The following is a 22,127-nucleotide window of genomic DNA, read 5'->3' as shown; positions in this document are numbered from 1 at the left end:
AGGCGCAGAACGGAGCGCTCGAAAAACCCTCACTCTTCCGCCAGCATCTCCGTCAGCTTCGCGCGCGCCGGCTTCGCCAGCTTCTTGTTCTCCAGCGCGAAACGGATCGTCGCTTCAACCAGGCCCAGATGGGTGCCGCAGTCGAAACGGGTGCCCTCGAAGCGGTAAGCATCCACTTCCTCGGTCGCCAGCAGCGAAGCGATCGCATCGGTCAGCTGGATCTCGCCGCCGGCACCGGTGCCGGTGGATTCCAGCAGCTCGAAGATCTTCGGGCTCAGCACGTAACGGCCGACCACCGCCAGGTCGCTCGGTGCGTCCTCCGGCTTCGGCTTCTCCACGATCTGCGAGATGCGGCCCTTGCGGCCGTCGAACGCCTCGGTCGCCACGATGCCGTAGCTCGCGGTGTTCTCGTGCGGCACGTCTTCCACCGCGATCACGCTGGCACCGCTGGCCTCGTTGAGGTCGGCCATCTGCTTCAGCGCGCCGTCGCCGCGGTTCCAGATCAGGTCGTCGGGGAGCAGCACGGCGAACGGTTCGTCACCGATCACCGCCTTCGCACACAGCACCGCATGGCCCAGGCCCAGCGCTTCGGCCTGGGTCACGAAGACCGCACGTACACCCTCGGGCAGCACGTGGCGGATCATCTCCAGCTGCTCGTGCTTGCCCGCACGCTCCAGCTTCTGCTCAAGCTCGTAGGCCTTGTCGAAGTAATCGGCAACGGCGTGCTTGTAGCGGTTGGTGATGAAGATCAGGGTGTCACACCCTGCCTCGATGGCCTCATCGACGGCATATTGGATAAGCGGACGATCGATGATCGGCAGCATTTCCTTCGGAACCGTCTTGGTTGCCGGCAAAAAGCGCGTCCCGAGCCCTGCCACTGGAAAAACAGCCTTACGAATTCGCTTGCTCATTTAATGCCTGTTGGCCTCACGTGCCGGAAAGGGAACCACTTTAGCGGAAGAGATGTATGCGTCCTGTTCAATTGGAGAGAATTCCGGCATGGTCGCGAACAGTACTTCCCGAATCGTATCCGTGTCGTACTCGGCGATAGCGTCACGCAGTCTCGGCACGTTGCCCAGAACGATGTCGCGCGAGAACGTGCGCACGCCGGCTTCCAGCACCTTGGGGTGCGAGGTCGGCCGGTAATCCTCGTCCGAATAGAACAGGGTCTCGTGCAGCTTCTCGCCCGGGCGCAGCCCGGTATAGATGATCGGAATGTCCTTGTACGGCTGCTTGCCGGCCAGACGGATCAGCTGCTCGGCGAGCACGCGGATCGGCACCGGCTCACCCATGTCCAAGGTGTAGATGGCACCGTGCGACGCCGACGCCGCCGCCTGCAGGATCAGCTGGCAGGCTTCGGGGATCGTCATGAAGTAGCGGGTCACTTCCGGGTCGGTCACCGTGATCGGGCCGCCGCGCAGGATCTGCTCGCGGAACAGCGGCACCACGCTGCCGGCCGAGTCGAGCACGTTGCCGAAGCGCACGGTCACGAAACGGGTGTGCGTGGACTTCTGGTCCAGGCTCTGGCAGATCATCTCGGCGTAGCGCTTGCTGGCGCCCAGCGCGTTGACCGGGTCGACCGCCTTGTCGGTGGAGATGAACACGAAATGCTCGACGCGCGCTTCCATGCACGCACGCGCCACGTTCTCGGTGGCGAGGATGTTGTTGCGCACGGCTTCGCGCAGCTGGCGCTCCAGCACTGGCACATGCTTGTAGGCGGCCGCATGGAAGGCGGTATCGACCGGGTGCAGTGACAGCGCGTGACGCATCACCGCCGGGTCGCCGACGTCGCCGAGCACGGCTTCGATCTGCACGTCGGGGAAACTGCGGCGCAGCTCGGCCTCGATGGTCAGCAGCAGCAGCTCGCTCATTTCCAGCATGACGATGCGCCCGGCACCGTGGCGCGCGCACTGGCGGCACAGCTCCGAGCCGATCGAGCCGCCGGCACCGGTCACCATCACCGTGCGCCCGCCCAGCCAACCGCGGATCAGGTTCCAGTCCGGCATGATCGGCTTGCGGCCGAGCAGGTCCTCGATGGCGACTTCCTTCAGCTGGCCCGGCAGCGACTGGCCCTGCAGGATGTCGCTGAGCTTGGGCACGGTGCGGAACGGGATGCCGGTGCTCTCGCAGATGGCCACCACGCGCTGCATGCCCACAGAATCCAGCGACGGGATGGCGATGACCAGCAGCTTGGCCGCGGTTTCGCGGGCCACGGCAGGGGCATCGTCAAGGGTGCCCAGGACCGGCAGGCTCTGCAGCTTGGCACCACGCAGGTGCGGGGCGTCGTCCAGCAGGCCGACCGGCTCGAAGTTGCCCGAGCGGCGCAGGTCGCGCACGAGGGTCTCGGCAGCCTGGCCGGCGCCCAGGATCAGCACGCGACGCGCGGTCGAATCGGACTGCAGCGCCTGATAGTCCTTCCACGCGCGATACAGCAGGCGCGGCGCGCCCAGCAGTGCCGACAGCGCGAACGGATAGATCACCAGCACCGACAGCGGCACGCCGTTGAAGCGCTTCCAGGCCAGTACCAGGACGATGGCGACCAGGCCGACGAAACTGGCCTTGAAGATGTTCAGCAGGTCGCTGACGCTGGCGAACCGCCACAGGCCGCGGTACAGGCCGACCCGCCAGAACACGATGCCCTGCAGCGCCAGCACCAGCGTCGTATCGACGTTCCACAGGGGCAGCGACGGGGCGTCAGGCAGGATGGAGTAACGGCCGGCATGCAGCAGCTGCCAACAGGCCCAGACCATGAACAGGTCATGGCAGACGATGGCCGTGCGAGGCAACAGGCCAAGAATTCTGTCCCGCCAGGGTGAAGACATATTTCGCGTAATTCCTTATCGGTGGCGCAATCCATTGCGCAGGAGGAGCCAAAGCAGGGTCAGCGCGGAAATCCACGCGACCGCTACGGCAGCCTCCCACCTCGGCTGCAATCTGGTGCAAACATAGAACACTGTAATGCTGAACAGGCCTACAACAAAGTACATCGCTGTGACCTGGGCGTGGCTGGCTCCTGCCTGCACCGCGCGTTGGTAAACGTGCTGGGTGTGGGGTTCCATCCAGCGCTGTCCTGAAAGGATGCGCGCCAACAGCGTGAAGCCCGCGTCCACAAGGAACGGGGAAATGGGCACCAGCAGCAGCAACCAGTTGATTTCCGTACGCAGCGCGGCCACGGCCAGCACCACCGAGACCGCATAGCCCAGCGCGCCACTTCCGACATCGCCCATGAAAATGCGCGCGTTCGGGAAGTTGAATGGCAGGAACCCTAGGCAGGCCAGTCCCAGCGCGATGGCCACCAGCGAATACGGCCACGGCAACACCAGCGCGAAGCCCAGCGCCGCCACGACTGCCTGGCTGCTGGCGATGCCGTTGATCCCATCCATGAAATTCCAGATGTTGATCAGCGAGGCGGTGAACGCCAGCACCAGCAGGGCCAGCAGCCAGCTGCCGCCATGCACCTTGACCAGCGCGGCCAGCAGGCCGGCGGCGATGAAATGGACCAGCAGGCGGCGCAGGGCCGGCAGCGGCCGGTGGTCGTCCCACCAGCCGATGCCTGCCACCAGCACCAGGCCGAGGCTGGCCACCAGCAGACTGGGAATGGCTACCGGCCACGCCCACATGGCGGCGACGGCGGCCACCAGCAGGCTGATGACGATGGCGATGCCACCGCCGCGCGGGGTCGCCACGCTATGGCTGCGGCGTTCGCCGGGCTGATCCATCAGCTGCCGGCGCAGCGCGTAGCCACGCGCCGCCCAGGTCAGTGCGGCGCTGAGCAGGGCCAGCCCCAGCAGCGCAGCCATCACCAGCCAGGCCATGGCTCAGAGCACCGCGTAGTTCAGCAGCGGCTTGACCGTGCCCCATTCCTTGCAGCTCGGGCACTGCCAGTGGTGGGTACGCGCGCCGAAGCCGCAGCGCGTGCAGCGGTAGGCCGGGTTACGCACCAGCAGCTGGTCGGTGATGTGCTTGAGGTCGTGCAGGGTGGCGGTGGAATCGGCGCCTTCGGCCAGGGTCAGGTCGATCAGCGCCGATTCGCCGCGCACGGACGGGCGATCCTTCAGCTGGCGGCCCAGGTAGGCACGCGCCGGAGCCACACCTTCCTGCTCTTCCATCAGGCGGGTCAGTGCCAGCACCGGGGCGATGCCGCGGTAGTGCTCGGTCATTTCCGACAGAAACGCACGCGCACCGCCGAGGTCGCCTACCTTGCGGTAGTTCTCCATCAGCGCCGGCAGCAGCTCGGGCAGGTACTCGGGATCGTTGCGCGCGGCGCGCTCGAAGGCGCGCACGGCAGCCTCGGCATTGCCGGCATCGGTTTCCAGGCGGCCTTCGATGATGCCGGCACGCACCGACATCGCATCGGCCTGGTACGCGCGGGCAATGGCCGCCCTCGCCTCTTCCAGCTTGCCGGCGCCACGGAAGCGCTCTGCCAGCTCGCATTCGAACTGCCCGATCAGCTTGCCCATCGGCTCGCCGGTCACATCTTCGAAGCGGGTGGCGTTGTCGATGGCCTTCTCCCAGTCGCGCTCGGCCTGGTAGATGCCGATCAGGTGCTTGAGCGCCTGCGGTGCGCGCTGGTCCAGCTGGGCCAGTTCGGTGAACACGGTTTCGGCGCGGTCCAGCAGGCCGGACTTCATGTAGTCCTCGCCCAGCGCCAGCAGCGCCTGCACGCGCTGCGCGTCGCTCAGGTCGTTGCGGTTGACCAGGCCCTGGTGCAGGCGGATCGCGCGATCCACTTCACCACGACGGCGGAACAGGTGGCCCAGCGCGACCTGGGTCTCGAAGGTTTCCTTGTCCAGCTCGGCGATGTGCAGGAACAGCTCGATGGCCTTGTCCGGCTGCTCGTTGAGCAGGTAGTTCAGGCCACGGAAATAGGTGCTGGACAGGTGGCTGACCTGGTTGTCGCCGTGGCGTTGCCCGCCGCGCCGTCCAATGACCCAGCCGGCCAGCGCCGCCAGGGGAAGGAACAGGAAGAACCAGAACCACTCGGTGACGAAATCCATCTTCGATCAGCGTCCATCAAAAGATTGGGAGGGGGAAACCGGCGCCACCGGGGCGGCAACCGACTTGTTGGCGCGGCGCAGCTGGGCGTAGAGCGGAATGACCACGCTCACCAGCACCAGGCCGGCACCGACGATGACGCCGATCAGCAGCGAAGCGATGATCGCCACGCCGATCGAGGTCTTGAATTGGGTAAACAGCAGGTTGATGGTCATCTCGTCCATGTTCATGGCACCGATGATCAACCCGAGAAGCAGCACCGCCAGCAGGACCAGCAGACGAAAAACCTTCATGCGACAGCTCCAGTGGCAGGAGGTCGTAGCTTATCCGACTCGCCGCGGTATTCGCACGCGGTGACGCGACGGGACACTCAGGCCGGATCGGCGTCCAGCGGCAGCACGCTGCTGACCCGCTCACGCAGTTCCTTGCCCGGCTTGAAATGGGGAACGTGCTTGCCCGGCAGGGCGACCGATTCGCCGGTCTTGGGGTTGCGGCCCAGGCGCGGCGGACGGTAGTGCAGCGAGAAGCTGCCAAAGCCACGGATTTCGATGCGATCCCCCGCAGAAAGGGAACCGCCCATCATTTCCAGCAACGACTTCACCGCCAGATCGACATCATCGGCCTTCAGGTGCGCCTGGCGGCGCGCGAGGATTTCGATCAGTTCGGATTTGGTCATTGCCGGCTCACATCAGGGGTCACTCACCCTGAAACGGCCCGGGCAGGATGCCCGGGCCGTCCAGGAAACAACGTACAGCGTAAGGCCGATTACTCGGACTTGTTGCCGCTCAGCTGTGCACGCAGCAGCGCGCCCAGCTGGGTGGTGCCGCTGGCAGCCGAGGAGGACTGGTATTCCTCCAGCACTTCGCGCATTTCCGCGTCGTCCTTGGCCTTGATCGACAGCTGCAGGGTACGGCCCTTGCGGTCCATGCCAACGAACTTGGCTTCGACCTTGTCGCCGACCTTCAGGTGCTGGGTGGCGTCGTCAACGCGCTCGTTGGCGATGTCGCGTGCCGAGACGTAACCTTCGATGCCGTCAGCCAGCTCGATGATCGCGCCCTTGGCGTCGACTTCCTTCACCACGCCTTCGACCTTGGAGCCCTTCGGATTGGCAGCCATGTACTGGCCGAACGGATCCTGCTCCAGCTGCTTCACGCCCAGGGAGATGCGCTCGCGCTCCGGATCGACAGCCAGGACGACGGCGTCCAGGGTATCGCCCTTCTTGAAGTTGCGAACGATGTCTTCGCCAGTGGTCGCCCAGCTGATGTCGGACAGGTGAACCAGGCCGTCGATGCCGCCGTCCAGGCCGATGAAGATGCCGAAGTCGGTGATCGACTTGATCTGGCCCGACACCTTGTCACCCTTCTTGTGGGTGGCAGCGAAGGTTTCCCACGGATTGGCGGCAACCTGCTTCATGCCCAGCGAGATACGGCGACGCTCTTCATCGACGTCCAGCACCATCACTTCGACTTCGTCACCAACCTGCACAACCTTGGACGGGTTGACGTTCTTGTTGGTCCAATCCATCTCGGAGACGTGCACCAGGCCTTCGACGCCCGGCTCGATCTCAACGAACGCGCCGTAATCGGTGACGTTGGAGACCTTGCCGAAGACGCGGCTGTTGGCCGGGTAACGACGGGCGATGTTATCCCACGGATCTTCGCCCAGCTGCTTCAGGCCCAGCGAAACGCGGTTGCGCTCGCGGTCGAACTTCAGCACGCGCACGTCCAGCTCGTCGCCGACGTTCACGACTTCGGACGGATGGCGCACGCGCTTCCATGCCATGTCGGTGATGTGCAGCAGGCCGTCGATACCGCCCAGGTCCACGAACGCGCCGTAGTCGGTCAGGTTCTTGACGACACCCTTCAGGATCGCGCCTTCCTGCAGCTTGTCCATCAGCTGCTCGCGCTCTTCCGAGTGCTCGCTTTCGACGACAGCGCGGCGCGAAACCACGACGTTGTTGCGCTTGCGGTCCAGCTTGATGAGCTTGAACTCGAGTTCCTTGCCTTCCAGGTAGGCCGGATCGCGCACCGGGCGCACATCGACCAGGGAACCCGGCAGGAAGGCGCGGACATCCTTGATGTCCACGGTGAAACCACCCTTGACCTTGCCGCTGATGCGGCCGGTGATGGTTTCGTTCTTTTCCAACGCTTCTTCCAGCTCGTCCCACACCATCGCGCGCTTGGCCTTCTCGCGCGACAGGACGGTTTCGCCGAAGCCGTTCTCGATGGAGTCGAGGGCGACCTTGACGATGTCGCCTTCGGCGACGTCGATTTCGCCAGCGTCGTTACGGAACTGTTCGATCGGCACGATGCCTTCGGACTTCAGGCCAGCGTTGATCACCACGACGTCGCCGCGGACTTCAACAACGGTACCGCTGACGATGGCGCCCGGCTTCAGCTTGGCCAGGTTGGCCTGGCTGGCTTCAAACAGTTCGGCAAATGATTCGGTCATTAGATTTACTCTGTTGGACACATGGGTCGGTTGGCTTCCTAATCGGGGACATGCCCCACTGAAGACCGTTACCGCCCGCCTGTTGGTCGACCCCGGAAAAGCAGGTCGTGTGTAGTAGGAAAACCGCCACGCATCATTGCGCGACGGAGCTGGTACAGCACTGCTATGCGCGACCACCACCGATGATGCTGGTGGCACTCCCGCGCGAACGGATCAGGCAGCCGGAACCGGAAGCAGATCCATCACTCGGGCAACGACATCATCGATGCCGATGCCTGTGGTGTCGATGAGGACAGCATCGTCTGCCGGCTTCAGGGGCGCCACGGTACGCTGAGCATCACGGGCGTCGCGGGCCATGATCTCGCGCAGGAGGTCATCAAAGTTAACAGAAACCCCCTTGTCTTTCAACTGCTTATGCCGGCGCTCGGCGCGCTCCTCGGCACTGGCGGTCAGGAAGACCTTGTAGGGGGCGTCCTTGAAGATCACCGTGCCCATGTCGCGGCCATCGGCGACCAGCCCCGGCAGCTCCCTGAATGCCCGCTGGCGCTCCTTCAGGGCCGCACGGACCTCGGGAATGGCGGCAATGGCCGAGGCCAGCGCGCCGGTGGTCTCCAGGCGCAGCTCGTCGGTGGCATCGGTGCCGTTGACCATGACCCGCATCGACTCACCCTGTTCAACAAACTGAACATGGGTGTCGAAGGTGCAGCGAACCAATGCCGAGGCATCGGAGGTATCGATGTCGGCCCAGCTCGCGGCCACGCCCACCGCCCGGTACAGGGCGCCTGAATCCAGGTAATGCCAGCCCAGGCGGCGCGCCACGATGCGGCTGATGGTACCCTTGCCGGCCCCCGAAGGGCCGTCGATGGTCAGGACGGGAGCGAGTGGATTCATGGGGGTCCTAGCGCGTGTGAAGGGGCCATTCTAGCCCCTGCCCAAGCCCCCGCGCAGAGACTTTCGCGCAACCACTTGAAACGACGACAAAAAGCCCGGTAGAATGGCGGGCTTGAACGAGCGCCAACTGCCGATTGTCTTGCGCATATCGCGGCCACGCTCCACCCGAACAACTACTGTTTACGCCGAGGTATGCCATGAAAATCCTGTCCTCCCTGAAGTCGGCGAAGGCCCGTCACCGCGACTGCAAGGTCGTCCGTCGTCGTGGCAAGATCTTCGTCATCTGCAAGTCGAACCCGCGTTTCAAGGCGCGTCAGCGCTAAGCCTCACGGCCTCCGGGCCGCGGCTGGTCCCACGCGGGACCGACCCGATGCAAAGAACCGCCTTCGGGCGGTTTTTTGTTGCGTGCAGCTTTTTTTCCTGCCGTTTTTTGCTGTAATCGCCTTTCTTGACCACTGGGGAGTAGATCGAGATGAAGCATTACCTGAGCACGCTGGCCGTCCTGGCCACCCTGGCCGCCGCCACACCGGCGCTGGCCGATACCCTGCTGGTCGACCGCGCCGCTGAAAAGCCGGCCGGTGCCCTGCCCGTCCGTGGCCAGAGCATGCAACAGGTGCAGTCGCAGTTCGGCGCGCCGAGCGAGCAGCTGCAGCCGCGCGGCGGGCAGAAGCGCCAGTGGCCGACCATCAACCGCTGGGTCTACCCGCAGTTCACCGTCTACTTCGAGAAGCAGAAGGTGATTGACGTGGTGGCCAACAAGGCGGATCCGAACGAGATCGGCCCGAAGCCGCCGATCCGCTGAACCCCCTACCCGCCACTGGCGGGCCTGTGTAGCGAGACCATGAACCAGACCCTTCGTTTTCCTGCCGAATGGGAAGCCCAGAGCGGCGTCCTGATTGCCTGGCCCACCGCCGACACCGACTGGGCCGACCGCCTGGGCCAGGTGGAGGAGACCTACATCGCGCTGGTCGCGGCCATCACCCGCTTCCAGCCGGTGCTGATCTGCGTGGCCGACGACGATGTGGAGACCTATGCCGAAATGCGGCTGCGCTCCAACCGCATCGACATGGAGCGGGTCCGCTTCACTACGGCGGCCTACGACGATACCTGGCTGCGCGACTCCGGCCCGATCACCCTGCGCGGCGCCGACGGCAGCTTCCAGCTGCTGGACTTCCGCTTCACCGGCTGGGGCGGCAAGTTCGACGCCACCCTGGACGACCAGCTGGTGGGCGCGCTCGACCAGGCCGGCGTGTTCAACAACGCACCGGTGCGCAGCATTCCGTTCGCGCTGGAAGGCGGCGGCATCGAGACCGACGGTGAAGGCACCCTGCTGACCACCTGGAAGTGCCTGCACGAGCGCCACCCGGACCGCGACCGCGCCAGCCTGACCGCCGACCTGGCCGACTGGCTGCAGCAGGACCGCGTGCTGTGGCTGGACCACGGCTACCTGGAAGGCGACGACACCGACGCCCACATCGATACCCTCGCCCGTTTCGCCTCGCCTGACAGCATCGTCTACCAGGCCTGCGACGACGAGAGCGACTCGCACTACGCCGAACTGCAGGCGATGGGCAACGAGCTGGCCGCGCTGCGCACCAAGGATGGGCAGCCGTACCGCCTGTTCCCGCTGCCGTGGGCACAGCCGGTGATCGACGAAGGCCGCCGCCTGGCTGCGTCGTACGCCAATTACCTGATCGTCAACGGCGCGGTGCTGATGCCGGCCTACGGCGACCCGGCCGACGACCTGGCCCGCGACGTGCTGGCCCAGGCCCACCCGGGCCGCGAGATCGTGCAGGTGCCCTGCCGCTCGCTGATCTGGCAGAACGGCAGCCTGCACTGCATCACCATGCAGCTGCCGGAAGGGCTGCTGAAGGCATGATGGTAGTGCCGGCCGCTGGCCGGCAACCATGCAATGCCTGATGGATCCACGGGATTGCCGGCCAGCGGCCGGCACTACCCGCCGCGCCATTCAGCGCGCGACACGCCGTCGCCGTCCATCCGCGCTAACATGCTGGTTTTCCCCCGCAGGAACGCCCCGCATGAACTCGCGCAGCCCCCTTACCGTCGCCCTGATCCAGGAGCGCAACCACGGTGATGCCGCCGCCAACCTGGCGGTGATCGAAGCACGCGTGGCCGAGGCGGCTGCGCAGGGCGCGAAACTGGTGCTGCTGCAGGAACTGCACAACGGCCCGTACTTCTGCCAGCACGAGTCGGTGGACGAGTTCGACCTCGCCGAGCCGATCCCCGGCCCGAGCACCGAGCGCCTGGGCGCCCTGGCGAAGAAGCATGGCGTGGTGCTGGTCGGCTCGCTGTTCGAGCGCCGCGCCGCCGGCCTGTACCACAACACCGCCGTGGTCTTCGAGAAGGACGGCACCCTGCTGGGCAAGTACCGCAAGATGCACATCCCGGATGATCCGGGCTTCTACGAAAAGTTCTACTTCACCCCGGGCGACATCGGCTTCACCCCGATCGACACCTCGGTGGGCCGCCTTGGCGTGCTGGTGTGCTGGGACCAGTGGTACCCGGAAGCGGCGCGCCTGATGGCGCTGGCCGGCGCCGAGCTGCTGCTCTACCCCACCGCCATCGGCTGGGACCCGGACGACGTGCAGGACGAGAAGACCCGCCAGCGCGACGCCTGGGTGCTGAGCCACCGCGGCCACGCCGTGGCCAACGGCCTGCCGGTGCTGAGCTGCAACCGCGTGGGCCACGAAGCCTCGCCGCTGGGCGCATCGGGCATCCAGTTCTGGGGCAACAGCCACGTGCTGGGCCCGCAGGGCGAATTCATCGCCGAAGCCGGCACCGATGCCACCGTGCTGGTCTGCGACGTGGACCTGCAGCGCAGCGAGCACGTGCGCCGCATCTGGCCGTTCCTGCGAGACCGTCGCATCGATGCGTACGGTGACCTGCTCAAGCGCTACATCGACTGAGCCGGAGACCTGCCATGGCCGTCCTCATCCGTGATGCCGGCCCGGCCGACATCGCTGCGATCACCGCGATCTACGCGGTGGAAGTCACCGACTTCGTCAACACCTACGAGTACGACGTGCCCGACCAGGCCGAGATGCTGCGCCGCATGCGCGACATGCTCGACCGGGGCTTCCCCTACCTGGTCGCCGAGATCGACGGCCAGGTCGCGGGCTACGCCTACGCCAACACCTACCGCACCCGCGTCGCCTACCAGTGGACCGTGGAGAACTCGGTCTACGTCGATGCCGCTTTCCAGGGCAAGGGCGTCGGCACCGGCCTGCTGCAGGCGCTGATCGACGCCTGCGTGGCGCGCGGCTACCGGCAGATGGTGGCGGTGATCGGCGAGCCGACCAACACCGCTTCCATCAAGCTGCACGAACGCTTCGGCTTCCACCTGGTGGGCGTGTTCAAGGGCCTGGGCCGCAAGCACGGCCGCTGGCTGGACACCGTGCAGATGCAGCGCGCGCTCGGCGATGGCGCCGACACCGCACCTTCCAATGAATGAATCCATGACTGAAACCCTTCCCGAAACCGGCGACGATCTGTTCGCCGGCCAGCCGGTGCGCGTTGTTGAACGCGACGGCGTGCGTTACACCCTGCTGGGCACCGCCCATGTGTCCCACGCCAGCGTCGAGGCGGTGGAAAAGGCCATCGACAGCGGCCGCTTCGATGCCGTGGCGGTCGAGCTGGACCCGCAGCGTCTGCAGGCGCTGAGCGACCCGGATACGCTGGCCAAGCTGGACCTGGTGGAGGTGATCCGCAAGGGCCGCGTGGCGCTGTTTGCCGCCAACCTGGCGCTGTCGGCCTACCAGCGCCGCCTGGCCGAACAGCTGGGCATCGAGCCCGGTGCGGAGCTGAAGCGCGCGGTGGACCTGGCGCGCGAGCGCGGCCTGCCGGTGCAGCTGATCGACCGCGAAGTCGGCCTGACCTTCCGCCGCGCCTCGCAGCGTCTTGGCTTCTTCGGCAAGCTGAAGCTGGTGGCCGGTCTCGGCGCGGGCCTGTTCTCCTCGGAGGAAGTGGGCGAGAACGAGATCGAGAAGCTCAAGCAGGGCGACATGCTGGAATCGAGCTTTGGCGAATTTGCCAGCGAAAGCCCGGCGCTGTACGAGACCATCATCGGCGAGCGCGACCGCTACATGGCCACGCGCCTGCGTGAGGAACACAACCCGCAGCTGCGCGAGGTACTGGCCGTGGTCGGCGCCGGCCATCTGGCCGGCCTGGCCCGTTACCTGGAAACCGACACCGCCGAACCGGCGCCGCTGCGCGCGGAACTGGAAGCGGTGCCGAAGAAGCGCAACATTCCGTGGTTCACCCTGGGCATCCTGGCCATCGTGATCACCGGTGTGGGCGTGGGCTTCTACCGTGGCGGCCTGGGCGTGGGCACCGAACTGCTGGCGACGTGGGCGATGTACACCGGCGGTCTGGCCGGTATCGGCTGCCTGCTGGCCGGCAGCCACCCGCTGAGCATCCTGACCGCGATCGCAGTGGCACCATTCAAGCCGTTCCGCCTGAGCATTCCGACCGGTGCGTTCTCGGCGCTGGTGGAAGCGCGCCTGCGCAAGCCGGCCTATGAGGATTTCCTCAAGCTGCGCGACGATGCGCAGAGCTTGAAGGGCTGGTACCGCAACCGCGTCACCCGCGTGGTGCTGACCTTCATGCTGACCAACCTGGGCAGCATGCTCGGCCTGTGGCTGACCGCCGGCAAGGTGTGGGGCCAGGTCGCGGGCTGATTGCCGCGCCCCGCCGGGCATGGCCCGGCGCTACCGGTAGCTGCCAACCTTGGTTGGCACCGCCATGCCCAGCGACAAAAAAACGGGGGAGACCGCCCCACTACGACCGGTCTCCCCCCACCACAAACACGTTGTCACGCGTTACACCCGGGCAGCGCCTGGTTCCGCGATGTCCAGCCCGCGCGCGCGCCGGATCAGGCGTGTGACCGCACTGCGCAGGTCATCCAGCACCGCGTAGATGGTCGGCAGGAACAGCAGGCTGACCACGGTCGAGAACGCCAGGCCGCCGGCAATCGCGCGCGCCATCGGCGCGTACTCCGGGCCATCGCCGAACATCTGCGTGTTGGTCAGCGAGATCGGCACCATCGCCAGGATCGCCGTGCCCATCGTCATCATGATCGGCCGCAGGCGCTCGCGTGAGCCTTCCACCAGCGCCTGGGTGCGGCCCATGCCGCCGCGGCGCAGGTTGTTGATGTGCTCGATCATCACGATGCCGTTGTTCACCACCACGCCCATCAGCACCAGGATGCCGATGAAGGACATGATCCCGAACGAGGTACCGGTGATCCAGAACAGCCAGAACACGCCGAAGATCGAGAACAGCACGCCGCTCATGATCGCCGCCGGGAACAGCAGCGACTCGAACACCGCCGCCATCACCACGTAGATCATCACCAGCGCGATGAGCAGGTTGAACACCATCTGCTGCATCGCTTCGTTGTCGTTGCCGTAGTCACCGCCATCGAAGGTGAAGCCATAGCCGGCCGGGAAGCTCATCGGTGTGAGCACCGCTTCCATGGCCTTGCGGCCATCGGGCGCCGTGACCTTCTCGGCCAGGTTGGCCTTGATGGTCAGGGTGGTCTGGCGGTTGGTGCGACCGATCTGGGTGGCCGAGGAACCCACGTCCACGCTGACCAGGCTGAGCAGCGGCACGCTGCGGCCATCGCCGGTACGCACGCTGTAGCTGGCCAGGTCTTCCGGGCTGCTCTGCTCGGCGCCGGCAAAGCGCACCCACACCGGCACTTCGTTGTCGCCGCGACGGAACTCGCGCAGCGGCGCACCCCGCAGGGCAAGGCCGACGAAGCTGGCCACCTGCTCGGCATTGAAGCCGAACGCAGCGGCGCGCTCGCGGTCGACGTGCACCTTCAGCTCGCCGCCCTTCTCGCCATTGTCGATGCGCACGTCGCGCAGCTCGGGGCGCTGGGCCAGCAGCGGCAGCACTTCCTGGCCGATCTCCTGCAGCATGCTGCTGGAATCACCCACCAGCTGCACCTGCACGCCCTGGTTGCCGTTGCCCCCATCGCCACCCTGGTTGCCGACGAAGTAGTCGGTACGCGCCGACTTCGGCAGGCCCTTGCGGATCTCCTCCTGCAGCGCCTTGATGTCCTTGGCGTACTTCTCGTCGATGGTCACCGTGGTCGAGCTGCCTTCCTGCTCGCTGTACCAGGAATAGACCTGCTGCACGTGCAGGCGCTCGCGGTTCTGTTCCACCCAGGCTTCGACGCGGGCCACTTCCTCTGACATCTGCCGGTAGGTGTAGGCGCCCTTCCACATGTAGCCGATGAAGATGTCCTTGCCACCGCCGCCGCCGAACATATCGACCTTGGTCAGCTTCATCGGCACCAGGCTGACCAGCACCACCAGCAGGATGCCGAGCAGGCTCCAGCCGCGATGGCGGAGCGACCAGTCCAGCAGGCGCGCATAACGGCGCTGCAGGCGGGCGATGACGCCGGTCTGCGAGTGCAGCAGCTTGGGCGTGGCCATGCGCGCGGACAGCATCGGGATCAGGCTGACCGCCACCAGCCACGAGGCCAGCAGCGAGACCGAGATGGTGATCGCGATCTGCGCCATGAAGATGCTGATGTTGTTGGTCTCGCCGAACAGGTTGGGCACGAACACGATGCAGTGGCACAGCGTGCCGGCGCTGAGTGCGATGGCCACGTTGCGGGTGCCGATGATCGAGGCCAGCCGCGGCTGCCCCGGCATGCGCTCGCGTTCCTGGTAGATGCTTTCCACCACGACCACGGCGTTGTCCACCAGCATGCCGACCGCCAGCAGCAGGCCCATCATGGTCAGGATGTTCAGCGTCACCCCGGCGAAGTACATGAAGCCCAGGGTGATGGTGAAGCAGATCGGGATCGCCAGGGTCACCATCAGGGTGGACGGCCAGTGGCGCAGGAAGAAGAACAGCACGGTGACCGACAGGATCAGGCCGACCGCGCCGGCCTCGGCCAGTTCCAGCAGCGAGGAGGTGACCGCCTTGCCCTGGTTGTCGATGACCTTGATCTGCACGTCGCGCATTGAATCCTGCGCGCGGATCGCCTCGACCTCGGCCAATGCAGCGCGCGAGACATCCACCAGGTTGGCGCTGCGTTCCTTGAAGATGTCCAGGCCGATGGCCGGGTTGCCGTCGAGGCGACGCCCGTAGTTCATCCGCGCCGGCTTCAGCCGCACCTCGGCGATGTCGCCCAGGCGCAGGCCCTTGGCGTTGATCACCAGGTCGCGCATTTCCTGCAGGTCGGTGATTTCGCCCACCGGCTGCACGCGCACGCGCTGGCCGTTGTCGTTGATCTGCCCGGCCGAGATCGAGAAGTTCAGCGTGCGCAGGCGGTCGCTGAGTTCGTTGATGCTCAGGCCGTGCGCGCTGAGCCGGTCGGGATCGATGGCGATCTCGACCTCGTTCGGCGGTGCGCCGGTGATGTCCACGCGGGCCACGCCCGGGATGCGCTCGATGCGCCGCTTGAATTCGCGGTCGAGCATGTCATAGGCGGAGGTCAGGTCGGTGGCACTGGCCAGGCGCACCTTCAGCACCGGCTGGTCGCTGCTGGACCACTTGAACACGTTGTAGCGCTGCAGGTCGTCGGGCAGGTCGCTGCGGATCGCATCGATGCGTTCGCGGGCATCGGAGGCGGCGATGGCGATGTCACGGTCCCAGTCGCTGAACTCGATGAAGATCGAGGCCGCTTCCGAAGTGGCCTGCGAGCGCATGCGCTTGATGCCGGTCATCGTCGCCAGTGATTCCTCCACCGGGCGGATGATGGTCCGCTCGACCTCTTCCGGGGTCGAGCCGGTGTACGGGATCTGCACGAACAGGAACGGCGCGGAGATGTCCGGCAGCGCTTCCAGCGGCAGCCGGAACGAGGCGATCAGGCCGACCACCACCAGCGACACAAAACACATGATGGTGGTGACCGGGCGGCGGATGGAGAACTCGGCGACGCTCATGCCGGTTCCTCCGCGCCGCCACTGTGGCCACCCTCGGCCGCGTGCAGGCCTTCACCGGCATGCTTGCGGCCGCGCTCGCGGTAGTAGGCATCGCCGCGGCGATCCATCAGGTCGTAGACCACCGGGATGACCAGCAGGGTCAGCAGGGTCGACACCAGCAGGCCACCAATGACCGTGATCGCCATCGGCGCGCGCACTTCGGCGCCCTCGCCCATCGCCACCGCCAGCGGCAGGAAGCCGAACAGCGTGCACAGCGTGGTCATGATGATCGGCCGCAGGCGCGAACGTGCACCTTCCACCAGCGCCTCGTGCTTGGCCACGCCGGCCTCGCGCAACTGGTTGACCTTGTCGATCAGGATGATCGCGTTCTTGGTGACCAGGCCGACCAGCAGGATCAGGCCGATGAACACCACCACCGAGATCGGCTTGCCGGTCAGCATCAGCGCCAGGATCGCGCCGACCAGGGCCAGCGGAATGGTGAACAGGATGACGAACGGATGCAGCAGCGATTCGAACTGCGAGGCCATCACCAGGTAGACCAGGAAGATGGCCAGGCCGAAGGCGAAGATCAGCGACTTGGCGGCCTGTGCCAGCTCCTCGCCCTGGCCACCGATGTGCAGGCCGACGCCCGCACCCAGCGGCTGCTCGGCCACCATCTGCTGTACTTCGCGCATGGCCGCGCCCAGGTCGATGTCGCGCAGGTTGGCCGAAACCACTGCCACGCGGGTCTGGTCGGCGCGATGGATCTCGCTGGGGCCGGTGGTGGCGACCACGTCGGCCACCGCATCCAGGGTGACCGGGCGACTGCTGCCCGGGTTCACGATCAGCCGGCGGATGCTCTCCACGCTGGCACGGTCGCCTTCCTGCGCACGCACCAGCACATCGATCTTGCGGTCGCGGAAGCTGTAGCGGGTGGCCACGTCGCCACGCACCTTCTTCACCACCACATCGGCGATCTGGCGGGTGGTCAGGCCCAGCGCACCGGCACGCTCCTGGTCGAAGCGGATCTGGATTTCCGGGAAGCCCTCTTCCACCGTCGACTTCACGTCGGCGTAGTGGGCATTGCCGCGCAGCAGTGCGGCCAGGCGCTGGCCAGCCTGCTCAAGGGTGGCCATGTCCTGCCCGCGCAGCTCGATTTCCAGCGGCGTGGAGAAGCTGAACAGTGCCGGCCGCGCGAAGTCGACCTGCGCACCGGGGTGCTGGCCCATGGTGTCGCGCAGGCGCTCGGTGATGTCCGCCTCGGTGCGTGCGTTGCCGCCGCCTTCCATCACCACGGTCAGCTTGCCGATGTTCTCGCCGCTTTCGGTCGGGCTGGCATCCAGCCGCGTGCCGCTGCCGCTGACGCCGTACAGCGAGGCCACGCCTTCGCCATTGCCGTGGGCCAGCTGCAGCTCGCGCACCAGTGCGTCGGTCTGCTTCAACGGGGTCCCGGCCGGCAGCTTCACCGTCATTTCGAAACGGTCCTGGGCCAGCTGTGGGATCAGGTCGGCACCGAGCATCGGCACCAGCGCCATGGTGCCGACAAAGGCCAGCGCAGCCATCGACAGCACCTTGCCCGGATGCGCCAGCGCATTGGGCAGCAGGCGCAGGTAGCCGCGTTCGGCACCGGCATAGGGCTTCATCGCGATGTCGCTGGCCTTGCGCATGACCGGCCCGACCACGGCGACCACGCCGCGCCACACGCGCACCACCAGCCAGGCCAGGGCGAAGAAGCTCCAGCGCACGCCGGCCACGAAGCCACGACGGCCCAGCGCGACCGGCTTCTGCCAGCGGCTTTGCGGACGCCACGCTTCGGCGGCGGCTTCTTCCGGGAAGGCCAGCGGCGGCCGGCCCTTCAGCGAACTCAGCATCGGGATCAGGGTCATCGACACCAGCAGCGAGATCGCGATGGCGATGGCCACGGTCAGTGCCTGGTCGCGGAACAGCTGGCCGGCGATGCCATCGACGAACACCAGCGGCAGGAACACCGCGATGGTGGTCAGGGTGGAGGCGACCACCGCCATGCTCACTTCGCGGGTGCCGACAATGGCCGCCTGCAGGATGCCCAGGCCGCGTTCGCGCGCCTTGGCGATGCTTTCCAGCACCACGATCGAGTCATCCACCACCAGGCCGGTGGCCAGCGCCAGGCCGCCCAGCGACATCACGTTCAAGCTCAGGCCGAGCTGGCCCATGAAGAAGAACGTGGCGATGATCGAGACCGGCAGCGACAGGCTGATCACGAAAGTCGACCAGCCATCGCGCAGGAACAGGAAGATGATCAGGATGGCCAGCAGGCCGCCGATCACCGCATCCTTCTTGACGTCGCTGATGGCGTGTTCGATGAAGCGCGACTGGTCCTCGATGGTGGTCAGTTCGGCATCGCCGGGGAAGGTGGCCTTGATCTGCTCCAGGCGCTTGCGCAGCGCCTCGGCGGTGGCCACGGTATTGGCGTCGCCTTCCTTGTAGATCGCCAGCTCGACCGATTCCTTGCCGCCCAGGCGGATGATCGCTTCGCGTTCCTTGTAGCCCTGGCGCACGGTGGCCACGTCCTTCAGGCGCACCGGCACGCCGTTGGCGACCACGCTGGAACCGCCACCGGACGAGGCACTCTGCGCCGCCGACGCCGCAGCGACTGCCGCGGCCGAGCCGGTGGACGCGGCGATGTTGAACATCTGCTGCAGGGCCGAATCGGCCGCGCTGCCGTTGGACGACTGGGTAGTGACCAGCAGGTTGCGGATCTCTTCCAGATCGGCGAACTGGTTGACGGTACGCACCAGGAAGCGCTGCGAGCCCTCCTCCAGGCGGCCGCCGGAGATGTTGATGTTCTCTTCCTTCAACCGCTTGATGACGGTGTCGATCGGCAGGTTGAGCTGGGCCAGCTTCTGCTGGTCGATGTCCACCTGGATCTCATCCTCCAGGCCACCGCCCACCTTCACCGCGGCCACGCCGGTCACCGGCTCCAGCTTCTTCTTCAGGTCTTCGTCGGCATAGCGGCGCAGGCCGGTCAGTTCGCGGATCGCGTCTTCATCGCTGGCCGGGGTGGCCTTGGTCGACAGCACCAGGCGCATGATCGGCTCGGTGGACGGATTGAAGCGCAGCAGCACCGGGGCCTTGGCCTCCAGCGGCAGGTTCAGCGCTTCCATCTTGTCGCGCACCTCCAGGCTGGCCTGGTCCATGTTGGTACCCCAGGCGAACTCGAGCACGACATCGCTCTGCCCGGTGCGCGAGACCGACTTCAGCTTGCGCAGGTTCTTGACCACGCCCACGGCTTCTTCCACCGGCTGGGTGATCAGGCTTTCGATTTCGGTGGGTGCCGCACCGGTGTATTCGGTGCGCACGGTCAGCGTGGGATAGCTCAGGTCGGGCAGCAGGTTGACCTTGAGGTTGTTCAGCGCGATCAGGCCGAACAGCAGCAGCGTGACCGTGCACATGGCGATGGTGACGCGGCGGCGGGTGGCGAATTCCACCAGACCACCGCGCATGCCGGCAGAGGCGCCGTCGCCGGCCGGCGAGGCACCGTGGTCGTGTCCCGGGCCGCTCATTGCTGGCTCCCGGCCTTGTCTGCGGGCGTCGCCTTGGCGGCCACGGTGGCCGGCTTGGCCTTGGCCGCCTTGGGATCGGCGATGACCTGCACAGCGGTGCCGTCGCGCAGGGCGACCTTGCCCGCGGTGACGATCTGGTCACCCGCGGACAGGCCTTCGCGGATCTCCACCCACGGGCCCTCGGCATAGCCCAGCTTGACCGGCACGCGGGCCACCTTGCCTTCGCGCACGCGGAACACGGCCGGCTCGCCATCGTCCAGCAGCGCCAGACGCGGCACCACCAGCGCGTCGGCGCGCTGGTCGTAGTCGATGCGGATGCGTCCGAACATGCCCGGCTGCAGTGCGTGCTCGGTGCCGTTGAAGGCGCTGACCACGCGGAAGGTGCCGCTGCCCGAATCGACCACCGGGGCGATGCGGTCCACCGTGCCGGTGAAGCTCTTGCCCGGCAGTGCGTCGGCCGACAGCACGACCGGCTGGCCGGCGCGCAGGGTGGCCAGTTCGCGCTCGGGCACGTTGAGGGTGGCCTCCAGCTGCGAGTTGTCGACGATGCGGAAGATCGGCGTGTTGATCTGCACGAAGTTGCCGGTCTTGATCGACCGCGAGGCGATCACCCCGGAAATCGGCGCCACCACCGTGGTGTAGGACAGTTCCAGCGTGGCCAGGCGGTACTGCGCGCGCATGTTTTCCAGGTCGTAGCGCAGCTGGTCGACGTCGGAAGCACTGACCATCTGCTGGCCGACCAGCTTCTGTGCGCGCTGGTAGTTGTTTTCCAGCTTGCGCATCTGCGCCTCGCTCTGTGCCACGGCCAGACGCGCGCGGTCCGGGTCCAGGCGCACCAGCGGCTGGCCAGCGGTGACCCGCTGGCCCTCCTCGACCAGCACGGCCAGGGCCACGCCGGAGGTCTTGGCCACCACCTGCGATTCGGCGCGCGGCTCCAGTGCGGCGGTGCCGGTGTAGCTGGCGGCCACCGCGCGGTGGCTGGCCACGGCTACTTCCACCGGCACGGCGTCGACCTTCTTCTCGTCCTTGGTTTCAGCCGCCTTGGCGTCGGCGCTGGGGCCGGCAGCGCAGCCGCCCAGCAGCAGGGAGGTGGAAATCAGCAGGGCAGCGGCACAGAGTCCAGTGCGGCGGCCGGGCAGGAAGGTTGGGTGCGACATCGTCAGATCCCTGGAGGATGCGTGGGCAGGTGTGGTAGCAAAGTAATGCACCACTTCACGGCAACACCATATCCCAAAGGTCATGGTGCCTTCACGCCGCTGGTCGGCCCGCCCCCATTTCAGCTAGATGAAACCTGAGGCTATACTCGGGTCGTTCCGTACCCCACGCCGGAACGACCAGACCCGAATCCCCGGATAACGACATCATGCGCCCGCAGCCGCTCGCCGCTTGTCTCGCTCTGGCCGTCCTCCTGCCCCTCGGGGCCGCCGCACAGCCCGCTCCTGCTCCTGCAGCACCCGCCCCGGCTCCTGCCCAGGCCACCCCGCCCGCTGCCGCCGCTCCGGCCGGCAACTTCGACAATGGCCGGGTGCTTGCCTATACCTGCCAGGGCTGCCACGGCATTACCGGTTACAAGAACGCGTACCCCAGCTACCGGGTACCGAAGATCGGTGGCCAGACCCAGCAGTACCTGACCCAGGCCCTGACCGAATACCGCCAGGGCAAGCGCCGGCACCCGACGATGCAGGCGCAGTCGATGAGTTTCAGCGAACAGGAGATCGCCGATCTCGCTGTTTACCTGTCCACCGTCAAGTAAGGCCCGCCCATGTCGAAAGCCGCGCACACGATGCGTCACGCCATCGCCCTGTCCGTTGCCCTGCTGCTGGCGGCCTGCTCGCAGTCGCAGGTGGAAAGCAGTGAGAAGTCGGCCGGCGACCCCGGCCACGCCAGTGGCGAACACGGTTCGTCCTCCTCGGCCGGCCTGCCGCCGGGCCGCGAGGCCGCCGGTGAAGCCCGGGCCAACGTGAAGGGAAAAGCGACCAACCAGAGCTGCATTGATTGCCACGGTGCCGACGGCAATGCGCCGATCGACCCGACCTACCCCAAGCTGGGTGGGCAGTACGGCGATTACCTGGCCCATGCCCTGCAGGCCTACCGTGCCGGCGACCGCCAGCATGCGTTGATGACCCCGCAGGCGAAGGACCTGAGCGACCAGGACATCGCCGACCTGGCCGCCTACTTCGGCAGCCGGCCGAGCCAGCTGCGGGATCTGCACGGGGTGAAGTGACGCCGGCATTCCGGTGGGTGCGGACCGTTGGTGGTGGGTGCGGACCGTTGATGGTGGGTGCGGACCGTTGATGGTGGGTGCGGACCGTTGGTCCGCACGGATGGATCACCCATCCACGCATGG

At 66.4% G+C, this 22,127-nt stretch carries 19 protein-coding genes; 8 read left to right on the top strand and 11 right to left on the bottom strand.

All coding sequences use genetic code 11. The annotated features are described in order from the left end of the window. Positions 1-29: 29 nt before the first annotated feature. The 8 genes from galU to cmk form a co-directional block, all read right to left on the bottom strand. Positions 30-911, bottom strand: a complete 882-nt coding sequence (gene galU, locus C1925_RS09260; protein WP_108768617.1) for a UTP--glucose-1-phosphate uridylyltransferase GalU — start codon at positions 909-911, stop codon at positions 30-32. Beyond that, the gene (locus tag C1925_RS09255; RefSeq protein WP_108768616.1) at positions 912-2,822 is read right to left on the bottom strand and encodes a nucleoside-diphosphate sugar epimerase/dehydratase; all 1,911 of its coding nucleotides are present in this window, start codon (positions 2,820-2,822) and stop codon (positions 912-914) included. It lies immediately after the preceding gene. A gap of 15 nt (positions 2,823-2,837) precedes the next feature. Then, positions 2,838-3,815 (bottom strand): glycosyltransferase family 4 protein, encoded by a 978-nt coding sequence (locus C1925_RS09250; protein ID WP_108768615.1) that lies wholly within the window; start codon positions 3,813-3,815, stop codon positions 2,838-2,840. A gap of 3 nt (positions 3,816-3,818) precedes the next feature. Continuing rightward, the gene (gene lapB / locus C1925_RS09245) at positions 3,819-4,997 is read right to left on the bottom strand and encodes a lipopolysaccharide assembly protein LapB (protein WP_108768614.1); all 1,179 of its coding nucleotides are present in this window, start codon (positions 4,995-4,997) and stop codon (positions 3,819-3,821) included. A gap of 6 nt (positions 4,998-5,003) precedes the next feature. Next, positions 5,004-5,288 (bottom strand): LapA family protein, encoded by a 285-nt coding sequence (locus C1925_RS09240; protein ID WP_108768613.1) that lies wholly within the window; start codon positions 5,286-5,288, stop codon positions 5,004-5,006. Positions 5,289-5,365: 77 nt separating this feature from the next. Continuing rightward, positions 5,366-5,671 (bottom strand): integration host factor subunit beta, encoded by a 306-nt coding sequence (locus C1925_RS09235; protein ID WP_005409286.1) that lies wholly within the window; start codon positions 5,669-5,671, stop codon positions 5,366-5,368. 89 nt (positions 5,672-5,760) lie between these two features. Beyond that, positions 5,761-7,446, bottom strand: coding sequence for a 30S ribosomal protein S1 (rpsA, locus tag C1925_RS09230; protein ID WP_012510790.1), 1,686 nt, complete (start codon positions 7,444-7,446; stop codon positions 5,761-5,763). Between the two features lie 213 nt (positions 7,447-7,659). Continuing rightward, the gene (gene cmk / locus C1925_RS09225; RefSeq protein ID WP_079221613.1) at positions 7,660-8,337 is read right to left on the bottom strand and encodes a (d)CMP kinase; all 678 of its coding nucleotides are present in this window, start codon (positions 8,335-8,337) and stop codon (positions 7,660-7,662) included. A gap of 197 nt (positions 8,338-8,534) precedes the next feature. Here cmk and ykgO point away from each other — a divergent pair, with 197 nt between their 5' ends. The 6 genes from ykgO (at position 8,535) to C1925_RS09195 (ending at position 13,034) form a co-directional block, all read left to right on the top strand. Continuing rightward, positions 8,535-8,660, top strand: coding sequence for a type B 50S ribosomal protein L36 (ykgO, locus tag C1925_RS09220; RefSeq protein WP_054656844.1), 126 nt, complete (start codon positions 8,535-8,537; stop codon positions 8,658-8,660). A gap of 149 nt (positions 8,661-8,809) precedes the next feature. Continuing rightward, on the top strand, positions 8,810-9,139 hold the full coding sequence (locus C1925_RS09215) for a hypothetical protein (protein ID WP_108768612.1): 330 nt from the start codon (positions 8,810-8,812) through the stop codon (positions 9,137-9,139). A 39-nt stretch (positions 9,140-9,178) separates the two neighbouring features. Continuing rightward, the gene (locus C1925_RS09210; RefSeq protein WP_108768611.1) at positions 9,179-10,216 is read left to right on the top strand and encodes an agmatine deiminase family protein; all 1,038 of its coding nucleotides are present in this window, start codon (positions 9,179-9,181) and stop codon (positions 10,214-10,216) included. 160 nt (positions 10,217-10,376) lie between these two features. Continuing rightward, positions 10,377-11,264: a carbon-nitrogen hydrolase gene (locus tag C1925_RS09205; protein WP_108768610.1), complete on the top strand. Its 888-nt coding sequence runs from the start codon at positions 10,377-10,379 to the stop codon at positions 11,262-11,264. A 14-nt stretch (positions 11,265-11,278) separates the two neighbouring features. Then, the gene (locus C1925_RS09200) at positions 11,279-11,809 is read left to right on the top strand and encodes a GNAT family N-acetyltransferase (protein ID WP_108768609.1); all 531 of its coding nucleotides are present in this window, start codon (positions 11,279-11,281) and stop codon (positions 11,807-11,809) included. Then, complete coding sequence (locus tag C1925_RS09195; RefSeq protein ID WP_174213502.1) at positions 11,802-13,034, top strand: TraB/GumN family protein; 1,233 nt, start codon at positions 11,802-11,804, stop codon at positions 13,032-13,034. The genes C1925_RS09200 and C1925_RS09195 overlap by 8 nt, the downstream gene beginning before the upstream one ends. Positions 13,035-13,175: 141 nt before the next feature. Here the strand turns inward: C1925_RS09195 and C1925_RS09190 are convergent, their stop codons facing one another. Genes C1925_RS09190 through C1925_RS09180 form a run of 3 tightly spaced genes read right to left on the bottom strand, consistent with a single transcriptional unit; the run spans position 13,176 to position 20,937 of the window. Further along, the gene (locus C1925_RS09190) at positions 13,176-16,259 is read right to left on the bottom strand and encodes an efflux RND transporter permease subunit (protein ID WP_108768607.1); all 3,084 of its coding nucleotides are present in this window, start codon (positions 16,257-16,259) and stop codon (positions 13,176-13,178) included. Beyond that, the gene (locus C1925_RS09185; protein ID WP_108770660.1) at positions 16,256-19,720 is read right to left on the bottom strand and encodes an efflux RND transporter permease subunit; all 3,465 of its coding nucleotides are present in this window, start codon (positions 19,718-19,720) and stop codon (positions 16,256-16,258) included. Before C1925_RS09185 ends, C1925_RS09190 begins: the two co-directional genes overlap by 4 nt. Positions 19,721-19,776: 56 nt before the next feature. Then, positions 19,777-20,937 carry an efflux RND transporter periplasmic adaptor subunit gene (locus tag C1925_RS09180; RefSeq protein ID WP_108768606.1) on the bottom strand — a complete coding sequence of 387 codons (1,161 nt, stop codon included), beginning with the start codon at positions 20,935-20,937 and terminating at the stop codon, positions 19,777-19,779. 206 nt (positions 20,938-21,143) lie between these two features. Here C1925_RS09180 and C1925_RS09175 point away from each other — a divergent pair, with 206 nt between their 5' ends. Both C1925_RS09175 and C1925_RS09170 read left to right on the top strand, forming a co-directional pair. Continuing rightward, entirely contained in the window at positions 21,144-21,533 is a 390-nt protein-coding gene (locus C1925_RS09175; protein ID WP_108746511.1) for a c-type cytochrome, read from the top strand. A 9-nt stretch (positions 21,534-21,542) separates the two neighbouring features. Continuing rightward, a complete protein-coding gene (locus tag C1925_RS09170; RefSeq protein WP_108768605.1) occupies positions 21,543-22,004 on the top strand; it encodes a cytochrome c in 462 nt (153 codons plus the stop codon). Positions 22,005-22,127 lie beyond the last annotated feature (123 nt).

The organism is Stenotrophomonas sp. SAU14A_NAIMI4_5 (genome assembly GCF_003086795.1).
Taxonomy (GTDB): domain Bacteria; phylum Pseudomonadota; class Gammaproteobacteria; order Xanthomonadales; family Xanthomonadaceae; genus Stenotrophomonas.
This window is presented reverse-complemented; position numbering and strand designations above follow the sequence as displayed.